The organism is Massilia sp. BSC265 (assembly GCF_000740675.1).
GTDB lineage: Bacteria > Pseudomonadota > Gammaproteobacteria > Burkholderiales > Burkholderiaceae_D > Telluria.
Window position 1 is genome coordinate 208,176 of sequence record NZ_JPXI01000024.1, and the last position, 14,252, is coordinate 222,427.

Sequence of the window (14,252 nt, forward strand, 5' to 3'; positions counted from 1 at the left end):
GCGCCGCGATCAAGGATCAGGGCATTAGAAATTGATTCACATCAAGGATTCGAGATCTTGTACCGACTTACTATCATGTTGGCGAGCACTACATTTTGCGCTCGCTTAACAATAAGGTAGGAACATGCGGATACAGTTTCTTGGCGGTACTGGAACGGTCACTGGGTCGAAGTATTTGCTCACGACACAGAGCTCCAAAATCCTGGTCGATTGCGGACTCTTTCAAGGATATAAGCAGCTTCGTTTGCGCAACTGGGCAAGGCTGCCCTTCGATCCTGCCGCGCTCGATGCCGTCGTGCTGACCCATGCGCATCTCGACCATAGCGGCTATCTGCCGCTGCTCGTCAAGAATGGCTTCAAGGGAAAGGTTTTTTGCAGCGAAGCGACCTATGACTTGTGCAGGATCCTGTTGCCCGACAGCGGACACCTTCAGGAGGAGGACGCCGCCGCAGCCAACCGGCATGGCTATAGCCGGCACCACCCGGCCATGCCGCTGTACACCGAAGATGATGCGCACGTGGCGCTCAGGCAATTCGTCACCGTGGGTTTCGGGACGCACGTCGCCATCGCACCGGGACTGGGCGCGACCTTCAGCCGGGCCGGCCATATCCTCGGCGCGGCGATCGTCGCGCTCGACGACGGCAGCCGCAGGATCACCTTTTCCGGAGACCTTGGCCGCGCCGACGATGCCGTCATGCTGCCGCCGGCCCGGCTCGAAGCGACCGACTACCTCGTGGTCGAGTCCACCTACGGCAATCGCGTCCACGCCGCCGCGGATCCGCTGGAGGCACTGGCGCGGACGATCCGCGATACCGCCGCGCGCGGGGGCGTCGTGGTCATTCCCGCTTTCGCCGTGGGCCGCGCCCAGGGTCTCATGTATGCCATGCACCAGATGAAGGCCTCCGGCGCAATCCCGGCCGTCCTGCCGGTGTTCCTGGACAGTCCGATGGCCAAGGATGCCACCGCCATCTACCGCAAGCACCGCGCCGACCACCGCCTGAGCGTGGAGGAATGCCACGCGATGTGCGATGCCGCCACCATCATCAACTCCGTCGAGGAATCGAAGCAGCTCGACGCCAGGAACACGTCGAAGGTGATCATCTCCGCGAGCGGCATGGCGACCGGCGGACGGGTACTGCATCATCTGAAGGCGTTTGCCGACGACCCCCGCAACACCATCCTGTTCGCCGGCTTCCAGGCCGGCGGCACCCGCGGCGCGGCGCTGATCGACGGCGCCGGCGAGATCCGCATCCATGGCCAGACGGTGCGTGTGCGCGCCCAGGTGGCGCACGTCGACAACCTGTCGGCCCACGCCGACAGCAGGGAAATCCTCGAATGGATGTCGGCGCTGGCCATCCCTCCGCGCCGTACCTTCGTCACGCACGGCGAGCCGGCCGCCTCCGAAGCCCTGCGGGCCAGGATCAAGCATGAGCTGGGTTGGGATTGCCTGGTGCCCGAGCACCTGCAGGAGGTGGCGCTGTGAGGAACGACGCACCGGTCGACGGCAGCTTCTGCGCGAGCGCGCAGCGCCTCGGCATCGACAGCGGCGACGCCGCGGTCCTGTACCTCGACGCGCGCCATGCCGCGTGCACGATCGACGGGTTCTCGGCCGGGGCCCGGGTCCGGGTCTGCGCGCAAGGACGCTCGACGATCGCGCAGCTCAACCTGGTCCATGGCGGCATCCTCAAGCCGGACCATGCGGGGTTGTCCGAGCTTGCCTGGCGCAGGCTCGGCGCGCTCGATGGATGCGAACTGCGGGTGCAGCCGGCGCCGTCGCCACGCTCCTTTCCCATGGTGCGCTCCAAGATCTACGGGCAGGACCTGAGCGTCGACGCCGCCAGGGCCATCGTCGGCGACATCGCCGCCGGGCTGTACTCCGACATCGAAATCGCGGCGTTCATCACCGCCTGTGCCGGCAAGCGCCTGAAGGTGGACGAGGTCTTTGCGCTGACCGGCGCGATGGTGCAGGCCGGCACCAGGCTCGAGTGGCCTGGGACACCTGTCGTCGACAAGCACTGCGTCGGCGGCCTTCCGGGCAACCGCACCACGCTGCTGGTGGTACCGATCGTGGCGGCATGCGGCCTGACGATCCCGAAGACCTCGTCGCGCTCGATCACCTCGCCGGCCGGCACCGCCGATGCGATGGAAACGCTGGCGCCGGTGGCGCTCGATACGGCGCGGATGCGCCGGGTGGTCGAGCAGGAAGGCGGGTGCATCGCCTGGGGCGGCGCCGTCGACCTGAGCCCCGCCGACGACATCCTGATCCGTGTCTCGCGCCCGCTGGATTTCGACGGCGAGGCCACGATGGTCGCCTCGGTCCTGTCCAAGAAGCTCGCGGCCGGCGCCACCCACGTGCTGATCGACATCCCGGTCGGTCCGAGCGCGAAAGTGCGCTCGGAGGCCGCCGCAGAATCGCTGAGCAGAATGTTCCTGGCGGTCGGCCGCGCCTACGGACTGAGTGTCCGGACCGTGATCAGCGACGGCCGCCAGCCTGTCGGACGCGGCATCGGGCCAGCCCTCGAGGCGCTCGATGCGCTGGCCGTGCTGCGCAACCACCCCGATGCGCCCCAGGACTTGCGGGAGCGCGCGCTGGCGCTGGCCGGGGAGCTCCTCGAACTCGGCGGCAAGGCCGAGGCGGGCGCGGGCCTGGCGATGGCACGCGCCACGCTCGCGAGCGGCGCGGCCTTGCGCAAATTCGAGGCCATCTGCGCGGCCCAGGGCGGCATGCGCGTGCCGGAAGCCGGGGCCCGCCGCTACGCGGTCCTGGCCGCGCGCAGCGGGCAGGTTGCCACGGTCGACAACCGCCACCTGGCACGTGTCGCGAAGCTGGCAGGTGCGCCGCAGGACCCGGGGGCCGGCGTGCTGTTCCACGCCCCCCTCGGACGGCCCGTGAGGGTCGGCGACGTGCTCTACACGATCTGCGCGGAATCGCCCGGAGCGCTGGCCCGCGCAGTGTCCCACGCGGCGGCGCATCCGGACATCGTCGGGATCCTGGAATCATGAGGCCGCTCCTGTTTGCGCTGCCCGGCAACGAAGCGATGGGCGCTGCGCTGTGCCGTTTGCGGGGCTGGGAAGCGGGCGCCTGGGAGCTGCACGCGTTCCCGGACGGGGAAACCCGTGTCCGCTACCTGAGCGACCCGGCCGGGCGCGAGGTGATCCTGGTCTGCAGCCTCGATCGTCCGAACGCGAAGACGGTGCCGCTCTGCCTGGCAGCAGCCGTCGCCCGTGAACTCGGTGCGCGGCGTGTCGGCCTGGTCGTGCCCTACCTTGCCTACATGCGCCAGGACGCACGCTTCCACCGCGGAGAAGGGGTGACGGCGAAACACTTTGCCGGCCTGCTGGGCCGGGCCGGAGACTGGCTGGTCACGGTCGATCCGCACCTGCACCGCATCGAGCGCCTGGACGAGATCTACGACATCCCGTCGCGCGTGGTGGCGGCAGCGCCTGCCATCGCGGCCTGGGTCATGGAGAACGTCAGGCAGCCGCTCCTGATCGGTCCCGACGAGGAGAGCGAGCAATGGGTCGCGCAGGTCGCGGCCACGGCCGCCTGCCCCTACACCGTCCTGCGCAAGGAACGGCGCGGCGACCGCGACGTCTCGGTCTCCGTCCCTGAACTGGCAGGCTGGCGCTCCCGCACACCGGTGCTGGTCGACGATATCGCGTCCACCGCCCGCACCCTGATTGCCGCGGTGCAGCGCCTGCGCGCGGCAGGAATGCCGGCGCCGGTCTGCGTCGCCGTGCACCCGGTGTTCGCGGGCGAGGCCTATGCCGAGCTGCTGGCGGCCGGCGTCGCCGCGGTGGCCTGCACCGACACCATCGCCCATCCGAGCAGCCGGATCGGACTGGCCGCCGCCATCGGGGCGGCTGCCGACGCGCTGTCGGCCGACTGTGACGGCGCCGGCGCTTGATGGAAGCGTCCGTGTTCAGCCCCGCGACGCTGACGGCGGTCGCGGTCGCCGCCGGCTGCGGCATGCTGATCGGCATCGACCGCGAACGGCGCAAAGGCAGCGGCCCCGCGCGCGGATTCGCCGGCCTGCGCAGCTTCACCCTGGCCTCGGTGCTCGGCGCCTTGTCCCAGGCACTCGGCGGTGCACTGGTGCTCGCCGCCGCAGGCCTGGTGGCCGCCCTTGCGGCGATCGCCTACTGGCGCGACCGCTCCGACGACCCGGGCATCACCACCGAGCTGGCCCTGTTCCTGAGCTTCCTGATCGGTGTCGCCGCGATCGACAACCTGGCATTCTCCGCCGGCGCCTCCGTCGTGCTCGCCTCGCTGCTGTACCTGCGCGGCCCGCTGCACCGTTTCGCCCGGGCGTCCTTGAGGCCGGCCGAGCTGCGCGCTGCGCTGCTGTTTGCCGGCGCCGCGCTGGTGGTGCGGCCGCTCCTGCCCGATGCGGACCATCCCTGGCTGCTGGGCGTCAATCCGCGCACGCTCTGGACGCTGGCGCTCCTGATCATGGGGATCCAGGCGGCTGCCCACATCGGCGTGCGCCTGGCGGGTCCCCGCTTGGGTTTCGCGCTGTCCGGATTCGGCGCCGGCTTCATCTCGAGCGTGGCGACCGTGACCGCGATGGCCGCGCGCTGCCGCAAGGAGCCGCAATTGCACCGCGCCTGTGTCGCCGGTGCGCTGCTGTCGAATGTCGCCACCTTCGTCCTGCTGTGGGTAGTGGCAGTCACCGTTGCGCCGGCCCACCTGCCTGCGCTGGCGCCGGTGCTGGGCGGCGCCCTGATCGCCGCGGTGGCCGTTGGCGGCATCAGCCTGGCCGGGGGAAGCGGCGTGGCGCCTGCCGCGCCCGCGAACGGCCGGGTGTTCGACGTCAGGCAGGCCGCGCTGTTCGCGGCGGCGCTGAGCGCGGCCACACTCGGCCTGGCCTATCTGAACGCGCACGTGGGGCAGGGCGCGCTGCTCGGCGGCACGGCGCTGGCAGGCTTCTTCGACCTGCATGCCGCCTCCGGGTCCGCCCTGGCCCTCCTCGCAGGCGGCACCGCATCGACGCACGATGCGACGCTGGCGATGCTGCTTGCGGTGACGACGAATACGCTCAGCAAGGCGGCCGGAGCGCTAGCCGGCGGCGCCCGGTTCGCCGTCCGCGTCATCGGCAGCCTGGCCCTGGTGCTGCTGGGAGCGTGGCTGCCGTTCTGGTTCTGGCCTGGGTGAACAGGGACGCGCCTGCGGTGGCGCGATCGTCAACATGTCTTCCAATCCCGGACTGGCGGCGGCGGATATGCCGCACAATGACCGGCACGCCCGGCAGGGCCGGGCATCTCCTTTCCATCAACTGCAGGAGCCGCACCATGAAACCATCCGGCAAGCGCATTGCCATTGTTACCGGCGGCGGCGACGCACCGGGCCTGAACGCCGTGATCCGGGCCGTCGTGCTCGCATCGGCAAGGATCGGCTGGGAATGCTACGGCATCCGCGACGGCTTCAATGGCCTGCTCGCGCCGGATGCCTGCATGGGCGAACCGGTCGCACTGCTGCGGCCCGAGGCCGTGCACGGCATTGCCCATCTCGGCGGCACGATCCTGGGCAGCACGAACCGGGGCAATCCGATGCGCTATCCGGTCCGGCAGCCTGGCGCCGGCGTTCTCGAGCAGGACCGCACCGATGAGCTGGTCGCCTTGTTCCGGCAGCGCGGATTCGAGGCATTGGTGATGGTCGGCGGCGACAGTTCGATGGAGATCGCCGCCTGCCTGCAGGGCAAGGGCTTGCCCGTGGTAGGCGTGCCAAAGACGATCGACAACGACCTGGACGGGACGGCGCAGACCTTCGGCTTCGACACGGCGGTCGGTTTCGCCACCGAGTGCATCGACCGGCTGCACACCACCGCGGACAGCCAGCATCGCGTCATGGTGGTGGAGGTCATGGGGCGCTACGCCGGGTGGATCGCCCTGCATGCGGGCATGGCCGGCGGTGCCCATGCCATCCTGCTGCCGGAGATTCCGTTCGACATCGACCTCGTGGCCGCCGCGATCGCCAGGCGCGACGCCGCCGGACGTGGCCACACCATCGTCGTCGCCGCCGAGGGCGCGCAGCCGGCAGGGCAGGAGCGCGCGCTGCTGGCCGGCGCCGGCGCCGGCCGCGCCGAGCGCCTGGGCGGGATCGGCGCACGGGTCGAGGCGGCCCTGGCGCAACGCACCGGCAAGGACTGCCGCAGCGTGGTGCTGGGCCACCTGCTGCGCGGCGGCAGTCCTTCCGCGTTCGACCGGGTCGTCGCCGGGCGCTTCGGCGCCGCCGCGGTACGGGCGCTGGCAGCGGGACAGTCGGGAGTGATGGTCGCGCTGGATGGGCCGGACATCGGCACCGTGCCGCTGGCCGCGGTGGCGGGGCGCAGCAGGCGCGTCCCCGTCGACGGCGAGACGGTGCGCGCGGCGCGCGACCTGGGCATCTGTTTCGGGGACGGGGCAGCCTGAGGGCCGCGGCCTAGCGCATGCGCAGTGCCCGCATCAGCGCCGCGTCCTGGCGGTAGATATCCTGGGCGAACAGGGCCTGGCCGTGGCGGTCGACCAGCGCGGTCGCATAGAACAGCACCACCGGCACCGGCCGGGCCAGCGTGACCGTGCGCATGGGACCGGGGAGCATGGCCCGGGCCACGGCGGCGGCATCCCAGCGGCGCGGATCCGCGAGCACGAACTGCGCCAGATCGGCCGGGCGCGCGACCCGGATGCAGCCGTGGCTCAGGTCGCGCCGGGAGCGGTCGAACAGCTCTTTCGACGACGTCGAATGCAGGTAGATGTTCATCGGATTGGGCATCGCAAACTTGAGCTCGCCCAGCACATTGCGGGGACCGGGCCGCTGGCGCACCCGGGCCTGGCCGCGGCGCAGGCGCGCCAGCGCCTCCGCCGGGGCCAGTTGCAGCACCTTTCCGTCCGTTCCTACCAGCTCCATGTCGTTCCGCACCAGGTAGGCGGGATCGTGCGCCAGCTTTGGCACGATTTCATTCGACTGGATGCTGGGCGGGACGTTCCAATAGGGATTGAATTCGAGATAGCGCATCTGGCCGATGAACAGCGGCGTCGGGGTCCTGGCGGCGGTCCCGACGATCACCCGCATCTCCAGCATCGGTTCAGGGGAAGCGGCGTTCGTGTCGAACGCCCACAAGCGGTAGGCCGGCACGTTGACTGCGACGATGCGGCCGGGCGGCAGCGGCGGCAGCCAGCGCAGGCGTTCCAGGGTAAGTGCGAGCTGCGCTGCCCGGTGCGCCGGCGGGACGGCCAGCGCCGCCAGCGTGGCGGGTCCCAGGACGCCGTCTTCCGCCAGTCCATGGCGTGCCTGGAAGCGGCGCACCGCGCCGGCCAGGATGGCGGTGTAGCCGTCCTCGCAGGAGGCGGGCGCTTGCCGTTCGAGATCGCCCAGCAGGCGCAGGCGTTCGCACAACTGGGCTGAGCCGGCATAGGCGTCGCCGGGCTCGAGCGCGGCCGGCACGGCCGGGGGCAGTGCCGGCCAGTCGGGCGCCACGCTTGCCAGGTGCCGGTAATGCGCCAGCATCGACTTGACCCTGCCATACAAGGGAATCCCGGGCGCAGCGGACTCGACTGCATCTTCCATGCCGCCATCGGCCAGCGCCCGGCGCAGGTGCTCGACCACATCGAAGCCGCCTGCGGTGCCGGTAGCGTCGCGGTAGGCCGATGCGACGCGGCCGAAGCGCAGGTCGGCGAGGTACTGGAGCATTGCAGCGCTGAGGTCGCGGTCGAGCGCTGCAAGGGAGGCCTCGTCGTGCGCGCCTTCCAGCCTGCGTGCGAGTGCGTCAAGACCGTAGCGGGACGAGTCGAGCCCGTGTTCATGGGCCTTGCCCAGGAGGCGAAGCGCCAGGCGTGCCCGTGCCGGCCCTTCGCCCAGCCACAGCAGCGCCGGTCCCGCCGCATACAGGCGCGCGGCCAGCTGGCGGGCATCGGTGGAGGCTTGCGCGTCGCGCCTTGCGTCCGGGACTGACGTTGCCGGCACTGCTGCCGCGCTTGCGCATGCATGGATGAGGAAAAACAGGATGGCGCCCGCCCGCTGGAGGGCGAGGAGGGGCCTGCGGCGGTGCGGCTTGGCGATCATGGAGTCCGGAATGGGTTGAGGAATGTGGCGGCGGAGTCTGGGCGCGCCGGGCTTACGATACGGGTCCTCTGGACTAAAAGTCATTGACCCAGATCAAAATTGCAGATATCGCCGCACGGCGCCCGCGGGAACCGCTTGCGGTCTCGTGCGCGCGGCGTCGCGCCCATGCGCCTGCGATAAACCTCAGCGCCGCAGCTTCCAATCCTGTCCATACCTGCTACACTGGCGTCGAACACTCTTTGCCAGAAAGCACACAATCAGCAAGCGCATCGACATCGTTGAACCCTCGCCGCCTGTTGCAGGCCGCGGGGGTTTTTTACTTTTTTGAACCACTCAAGGAGACGCCAATGACGGACTGGATGGGCTGGCTGGTGGTGGCCGGCGTCCTCGTAATCGCCGAACTCTTTACCGGCACCTTTTACCTCCTGATGATCGCGATCGGCCTCGGCGCCGGCGCGCTCGCCGCGCTGTCGGGCGCGAGCGGGCCGGTGCAGACCCTGGCCGCCGCCGCGGTCGGCCTTGCCGCAACCGCCATCCTGCACCGCAGCCGCTTCGGCCGACCGGCACGGACCGAGGCCACGCGTGACCGCAACGTCAACCTCGACATCGGCCAGCGCGTCGTCGTGCCGGAGTGGCAGAACGGCCGCGCGCGCGTGATGTACCGCGGGGCGCTGTGGGATGTCGAACTGGGTCCGGGCGCGCTGCCCGAAGCGGGCGACTACCGCATCGTCGAAGTGCTCGGCAACCGCCTGATCGTGGCGAATGCATGAACGATTCATAAGTTCATCTAATAATTAACTACTCATCTATAAGGGATGCTCATGGAATTCTCGTTCGGCACAGTGGCGCTCGTCGTTTTCATCATTGCCCTGGTATTCATCTTCAAGACCATCAACGTGGTGCCGCAGCAGCATGCCTGGGTGGTCGAGCGCCTCGGCAAGTTCCACGCCGTGCTGGCCCCGGGCCTGAACATCGTGGTGCCCTTCATCGACCGCATCGCCTACAAGCACAGCCTCAAGGAGATCCCGCTCGACGTGCCGCCGCAGGTCTGCATCACCAGGGACAACACCCAGCTGCAGGTCGACGGCATCCTGTACTTCCAGGTGACCGACGCGATGCGCGCCTCCTACGGCTCGTCGAACTACATCCAGGCCATCACCCAGCTGGCCCAGACCACGCTGCGTTCGGTGATCGGCAAGATGGAGCTCGACAAGACCTTCGAAGAGCGCGACCACATCAACACCACCATCGTCAACGCGATCGACGAGTCGGCCGCCAACTGGGGTGTGAAGGTGCTGCGCTATGAGATCAAGGACCTGACGCCACCGGCCGAGATCCTGCATGCGATGCAGCGCCAGATCACCGCCGAGCGCGAGAAGCGCGCCCTGATCGCGGCGTCGGAGGGCCGGCGCCAGGAGCAGATCAACATCGCCAGCGGCGAGCGCGAAGCCGCCATCGCCCGCTCGGAAGGCGAGCGCCAGGCCGCGATCAACCGGGCCCAGGGCGAGGCCAGCGCCATCGTCGCCCTGGCCGAGGCAAGTGCCTCCGCACTGCGCCAGGTGGGCGCTGCGATCCACGAGCCGGGCGGCATGGACGCGGTCAACCTGCGCGTGGCCGAGCACTACGTCGACGCCTTCGGCAATCTGGCCAAGACCAATAACTCGCTGATCGTGCCGGCCAATATGGGGGACATGAGCAGCGTGATCGCCAGCGCCCTGCAGATCGTGAAGTCGCAGCAGCCGGAGATCCTGCGGTGACACGGGTCGTCGTCATCACCGGCGCCTCGGACGGCATCGGCGCCGAGATGGCGCGCCAGCTGGCGGAGAAGGAGGGCGCGGCGGTGGCCCTGGTGCTTGCCGCCCGCAACGCGGCGCAGCTCGATGCGGTCGCCGGGGAGTGCGCCGCGCTGGGCGCGCAGACGCTCACGGTGCCGACCGACGTCGGCGTGCAGATCCAGTGCCGGCGCCTGGTCGTCAGCGCCGTCGAGCATTTCGGGCGCATCGACGTCCTGGTCAACAACGCGGGGCGCTCGGGGCACGCGCTGTTCGAGGAAGTGGAAGACCTGTCCTGGTACGAGGAGCTGATGCGCGTGAACCTGTGGGGCAGCGTGTGGTGCACGCAGGCCGCATTGCCGGCGCTGAAGGCTTCGCGCGGCAGCATCGTCGCGGTGTCCTCGCTGGCCGGCCTGGTCGGGGTGCCGGGGCGGACCGCCTATAGCGCGACGAAGTTCGCGATGACCGGTTTTTTTGAAGCGCTCAGGGCGGAAATGAAGGGACACGGCGTCAGCGTGACGACGGCGTATCCGGGCGTGGTGGCCACGCGCATCCGCTACCGCGGCTTCAATGCGCAGGGCGAATCCATGGGCGCGAGCGCGCTGAACGAGGAGGGAGCGATGAGCGTGGAAGAATGCGCGCGCCTCATCGTCGAAGGAATGAACGCGCGCCGGCGCGAGGTCGTCATGACGACCAAGGGCAAGCTCGGGCGCTTCATCAAGCTGGTCGCGCCCGGACTGGTGGAGAAGATGGCGCTGGCCGCCCTGAAAAAGGACGCCAGGCCACATTAACACTTAGAAGTCGAGGGTCGCCGACACCACCACGCTGCGCGGTGCCCCCTGCACCAGGTAGCCGAAGCCCGGATAGCCGCCTGCCGAGGCCCAGTAGTTCCTGTCCGTCACGTTGTCGATGCGCGCGCGCAGCGTCAGGTCGCGGTCCATGAAGCGCGTGACATAGTTGGCGCCGATGTCCAGGCGCGACCATGAGGGCAGCTTCTGGGTGTTGGCCGCATCGGCATACTGGGTCGAGGTGGTCAGGGCGCGCGCGTTCAGCGACAGCCCCTGCACGCCCGGCACTTCCCACTCGGCGCCGAGGTTCAGCTGCGTGCCCGGCACGCCGATCGCATCCTTGCCTTCATTGAGGCCGCCGGCGGTCCTGCGCTGCTCCGCTTCCAGCAAGGTGAGCCCGCCCAACAGGCGCAGGCCGCGCGCGGGGGTGCCGAAGACGCTCAGCTCCAGGCCGCGGTTGCGCTGCTCGCCGAACACGCCGAAGCGGCGGTTCACCACGTACGCGCTCGGCTGCGCGGTGCTGAACACGGCCGCCGTCATGCCGAGCTTGCCGCTGTCGTACTTGACGCCGATTTCCTTCTGGCGCGAGACGAAGGGCGCGAATACCTCGCCCTGGTTGACGATGTCGGTACCGGCCGCCACCGGGCCCTGCTGCAGTGCTTCGCTGTAGTTCGCGTAGACCGAGACTCCCTTGACCGGCTTGTAGACGATGCCCGCCACCGGCGTCACTTCGCTCTCGTCGTAACGGGCGTTCGGCGCACCGGTGTTGTAGTCGTAGCCGAAGGACTTGATGGTCTGGTGGCGCGCGCCCACGGTCACCAGGAGGCGATCGTCCATGAAGCCCAGCGTGTCTGCCACCGCGGCGCTCGACAGAATCGACTTGCTGGTCAGGAGCGGGCTGTTCATGTTCCCGCCGGTGAAGAAGCCGCTCGACGGGGCCGCCACGTCGCGTGGGCGATAGATGTTCGAGGCGAAGCCGGCGAAATCGCTCATGCCGTAGGCGTTCTTCGACTCCGAATGGAAGCCTGCTACCATCGCGCTCAGCTTGTGCGAGACCGCTCCGGTCTTCAGTTCGGTGCGCACGCCCACTTCGCCGGTGCGCACCTTGTCCTCGCGGGCGTTGTCGAAGCGGGTCATGGTGGCATCGCCACTGGCATTGGTGACGGTCGGCGAGGAGATGATGTTGGATTCATCGCCTTTGCGCATGCCGAGTGCCGCCCAGGCCACGGCGCCGCCCGGCAGGTCGACCTCGCCACGCAGGGTGCCGAAGGTATCGCGCTCGCCCGAGTAGGTCCAGGGCTGGGCATAGTTGCCGTTGCTGTCGGGTGCGCCGATGATCGGCACGCCGGCCGCCACCGTCACGCTCGGGCGCGCGCCGCGCAGCTGGTGGTCCTGGTGGCCGACGTCGGCCGACAGGCGGTAGCCGCGGCCGCGGTAGTCCACGCCGACCGAGTACAGGCTGAGTTCGCGGCTCTCGCGGTCCACTGCGGTGTCGCCGTCGCGGCGCACTGCGTTCACCCGCACGCCGAGGCGGCCTTCCTCGCCGAAGCGGTTCGCGAAGTCGGTCGCCACATAAGCCTGGCCGCCGGTCTCGACGCCCACGGTTACCTGGGTCAGCGGCGCGTTCGGCGCACGCTTGGGCAACAGGTTGATGGCGCCGCCAATGCCGCCGCCGCCCGGCGCCGCGCCGTTCACGAAGCTGTTCGCGCCGCGCAGGACTTCGACGCGCTCGAGCAGCTCCGAGGCCACGAACTGGCGCGGGAGCAGGCCGTACAGGCCGTTGTAGGCCAGGTCGTCCGAGTTGACGGCGAAGCCGCGGATCACATACAGCTCCTGGTAGTTGCCGAAGCCGCGCGCCACGCGCACAGACGGGTCGTTCTGCACGACGTCCGCGACGCTGCGGGCCTGCTGGTCCTGGATCAGGGCCTGCGTGTAGTTCATGGAATTGAACGGGGTGTCCATGATGTCCACGTTGCCGAGCAGGCCGAGGCGGCCGCCGCGTGCGACCTGGCCGCCTGCGTAGGCGGAGGGCAGGCCCTGGGCCGACGCGTCGGCCGAGGCGCTGACGACGACGGTGGCGACCGGTTCGGCCGGGGCGGTTTCCTGGGCATGGGTGTTGGCAGCGAGGAGGGCGGCGGCAAGCGCAGTGGGAGTCAGGCGAAGCAGTTTCATCGGTTAAGCTCGTTTTTCTTAATGAGAATGATTGTCATTCTATCCGTTTTGGCTTGCGCCTGTAAATGAGAACGATTATTATTTGCCAGACTTTACGATTGCGACGCCCGATGTCACCTACCTCCCTCCGCCGCTGGGGCTGGATCCACAAGTGGAGCAGCCTGGTTTGCACCGCCTTCATGCTGCTGCTCTGCCTGACGGGCCTGCCGCTGATCTACCACCACGAGATCGGCCACCTGCTCGGCACCGACGTCGAGGCGCCCGCCATGCCGGTGGACACTCTAAGGGGCAACATCGACGCCGTGCTGGCCTCGGCCAAGGAGCTGTACCCCAACAAGATGGCGATGTACATGTCGCAGGAGATCGACGAACCGGCGATCTGGAACGTCACCCTCGGCGACCACCCGAACGACGAGCACTACAAGCCGATCGCCGTCGACGCCCGCACCACCGAGGTGATCACCGAGCCGGCCTTCGAGGGCGGCGCCTTCATGTCCACCATGTTCCGCCTGCACGTGGACCTGTTCGCGGGCCTGTACGGCAAGCTCTTCCTTGGTTTCATGGGCCTGCTGCTGATCGTGGCCGTCGTCAGCGGGGCGGTGCTGTATGCGCCTTTCATGCGCAAGCTGGATTTCGGCGAGGTGCGCCACGAGCGCAGCCGCGTCATCAAGTGGCTCGACCTGCATAACCTGCTCGGCATCGTCACCCTGGTCTGGGTCTTGGTGGTCGGCGCGACCGGGATGGTCAATACCTGGGCCGACCTGCTGCTCAAGTACTGGCAGAACACCGAGATCGCCGAGATGCTGAAACCGTATGAGGGCCAGCCGCCGGCCACCAGGCTGGCGTCGATCCACGAGGCCATCGTGCGCGCGGAAAGGGCGGAGCCGGGCATGAAGGTCGCCTTCGTGGCCTTCCCGGGCACGCCCTTCACCAGCTCGCACCATTACGGCGTCTACATGCGCGGCGAGGAGGCCTTCAGCTCGCGCCTGTACAAGCCGGTGCTGATCGACGCCGCCACCGGCGAGATCACCGACCGCCGCGAGCTGCCCTGGTACCTGACCGCGCTGCTGTTGTCGCAGCCGCTGCATTTCGGCGACTACGGCGGCCAGCCCATGAAGCTGCTGTGGGCCCTGCTGGACATCGGGACCATCATCATCCTGGGCAGTGGACTCTACCTGTGGTTCAAACGCAGCCGCAAGGCCAGGGCAGCCAACCAGTCCAAACCGGCCGCGCACGAGTCCCCGGCCCTGGCCCGCAGCACGGAGAGCCCATGATCCGCACCCGCACCCAGATCTGGGCCATGCCCATCCTGCTGGCCATCCTCACCGCCATCGGCCTGGTCGCGGCCCTGCTGGGCGACGGCGTCTGGGACCTGGTTTCGAGCCTTACCCTTGGCGCCCCGGTCGCAGTCGGCGCCTGGTACGGCCTGCGACGCACGCCTGCGCGACACTAGGCTGCCGAACGCCCCCAAAGCCGGCT

12 protein-coding genes are annotated in these 14,252 nt (G+C 68.9%); 10 read left to right on the top strand and 2 right to left on the bottom strand.

All coding sequences use genetic code 11. The features are described 5' to 3' along the window. Nucleotides 1–124: 124 nt before the first annotated feature. The 5 genes from MA09_RS05540 to MA09_RS05560 all read left to right on the top strand — a co-directional run bounded on the left by MA09_RS05540 (nt 125) and on the right by MA09_RS05560 (nt 6,411). Nucleotides 125–1,483 (top strand): MBL fold metallo-hydrolase RNA specificity domain-containing protein, encoded by a 1,359-nt coding sequence (locus MA09_RS05540; RefSeq protein ID WP_036246061.1) that lies wholly within the window; start codon nt 125–127, stop codon nt 1,481–1,483. Next, a complete protein-coding gene (locus MA09_RS05545; RefSeq protein ID WP_036246063.1) occupies nt 1,480–3,003 on the top strand; it encodes a thymidine phosphorylase family protein in 1,524 nt (507 codons plus the stop codon). Before MA09_RS05540 ends, MA09_RS05545 begins: the two co-directional genes overlap by 4 nt. Beyond that, nucleotides 3,000–3,908, top strand: coding sequence for a ribose-phosphate diphosphokinase (locus MA09_RS05550; RefSeq protein ID WP_036246064.1), 909 nt, complete (start codon nt 3,000–3,002; stop codon nt 3,906–3,908). Before MA09_RS05545 ends, MA09_RS05550 begins: the two co-directional genes overlap by 4 nt. Before the next feature lie 11 nt (nt 3,909–3,919). Continuing rightward, complete coding sequence (locus tag MA09_RS05555) at nt 3,920–5,155, top strand: MgtC/SapB family protein (RefSeq protein WP_161783196.1); 1,236 nt, start codon at nt 3,920–3,922, stop codon at nt 5,153–5,155. A 137-nt stretch (nt 5,156–5,292) separates the two neighbouring features. After that, nucleotides 5,293–6,411: a 6-phosphofructokinase gene (locus MA09_RS05560; RefSeq protein WP_036246067.1), complete on the top strand. Its 1,119-nt coding sequence runs from the start codon at nt 5,293–5,295 to the stop codon at nt 6,409–6,411. A 10-nt stretch (nt 6,412–6,421) separates the two neighbouring features. Here the strand turns inward: MA09_RS05560 and MA09_RS05565 are convergent, their stop codons facing one another. Then, nucleotides 6,422–8,041, bottom strand: a complete 1,620-nt coding sequence (locus MA09_RS05565) for a murein L,D-transpeptidase (protein WP_051933198.1) — start codon at nt 8,039–8,041, stop codon at nt 6,422–6,424. Nucleotides 8,042–8,388: 347 nt separating this feature from the next. Here MA09_RS05565 and MA09_RS05570 point away from each other — a divergent pair, with 347 nt between their 5' ends. Genes MA09_RS05570 through MA09_RS05580 form a run of 3 tightly spaced genes read left to right on the top strand, consistent with a single transcriptional unit; the run spans nt 8,389 to nt 10,604 of the window. Beyond that, complete coding sequence (locus MA09_RS05570) at nt 8,389–8,811, top strand: NfeD family protein (RefSeq protein WP_036246068.1); 423 nt, start codon at nt 8,389–8,391, stop codon at nt 8,809–8,811. A gap of 51 nt (nt 8,812–8,862) precedes the next feature. After that, a complete protein-coding gene (locus MA09_RS05575) occupies nt 8,863–9,798 on the top strand; it encodes an SPFH domain-containing protein (RefSeq protein WP_036246196.1) in 936 nt (311 codons plus the stop codon). Further along, complete coding sequence (locus MA09_RS05580; RefSeq protein ID WP_036246069.1) at nt 9,795–10,604, top strand: SDR family oxidoreductase; 810 nt, start codon at nt 9,795–9,797, stop codon at nt 10,602–10,604. The genes MA09_RS05575 and MA09_RS05580 overlap by 4 nt, the downstream gene beginning before the upstream one ends. A 3-nt stretch (nt 10,605–10,607) precedes the next feature. Here MA09_RS05580 and MA09_RS05585 read toward each other — a convergent pair whose 3' ends face one another. Further along, nucleotides 10,608–12,773 carry a TonB-dependent siderophore receptor gene (locus MA09_RS05585; RefSeq protein ID WP_036246070.1) on the bottom strand — a complete coding sequence of 722 codons (2,166 nt, stop codon included), beginning with the start codon at nt 12,771–12,773 and terminating at the stop codon, nt 10,608–10,610. 110 nt (nt 12,774–12,883) lie between these two features. On the opposite strand from MA09_RS05585, the gene MA09_RS05590 reads away from it, so the two are divergent. Together MA09_RS05590 and MA09_RS05595 are read left to right on the top strand one after the other, a co-directional pair. Then, complete coding sequence (locus MA09_RS05590; protein WP_036246071.1) at nt 12,884–14,047, top strand: PepSY domain-containing protein; 1,164 nt, start codon at nt 12,884–12,886, stop codon at nt 14,045–14,047. Further along, nucleotides 14,044–14,226: a hypothetical protein gene (locus MA09_RS05595; protein ID WP_036246072.1), complete on the top strand. Its 183-nt coding sequence runs from the start codon at nt 14,044–14,046 to the stop codon at nt 14,224–14,226. Before MA09_RS05590 ends, MA09_RS05595 begins: the two co-directional genes overlap by 4 nt. Nucleotides 14,227–14,252 lie beyond the last annotated feature (26 nt).

Bases quoted from the DNA above. Each gene is read 5' to 3' on its own strand.
- MA09_RS05585 (WP_036246070.1), bottom strand. From the start codon at position 12,773: ATGAAACTGCTTCGCCTGACTCCCACTGCGCTTGCCGCCGCCCTCCTC.
- MA09_RS05570 (WP_036246068.1), top strand. From the start codon at position 8,389: ATGACGGACTGGATGGGCTGGCTGGTGGTGGCCGGCGTCCTCGTAATC.
- MA09_RS05595 (WP_036246072.1), top strand. From the start codon at position 14,044: ATGATCCGCACCCGCACCCAGATCTGGGCCATGCCCATCCTGCTGGCC.
- MA09_RS05590 (WP_036246071.1), top strand. From the start codon at position 12,884: ATGTCACCTACCTCCCTCCGCCGCTGGGGCTGGATCCACAAGTGGAGC.
- MA09_RS05565 (WP_051933198.1), bottom strand. From the start codon at position 8,041: ATGATCGCCAAGCCGCACCGCCGCAGGCCCCTCCTCGCCCTCCAGCGG.
- MA09_RS05575 (WP_036246196.1), top strand. From the start codon at position 8,863: ATGGAATTCTCGTTCGGCACAGTGGCGCTCGTCGTTTTCATCATTGCC.
- MA09_RS05560 (WP_036246067.1), top strand. From the start codon at position 5,293: ATGAAACCATCCGGCAAGCGCATTGCCATTGTTACCGGCGGCGGCGAC.
- MA09_RS05550 (WP_036246064.1), top strand. From the start codon at position 3,000: ATGAGGCCGCTCCTGTTTGCGCTGCCCGGCAACGAAGCGATGGGCGCT.
- MA09_RS05540 (WP_036246061.1), top strand. From the start codon at position 125: ATGCGGATACAGTTTCTTGGCGGTACTGGAACGGTCACTGGGTCGAAG.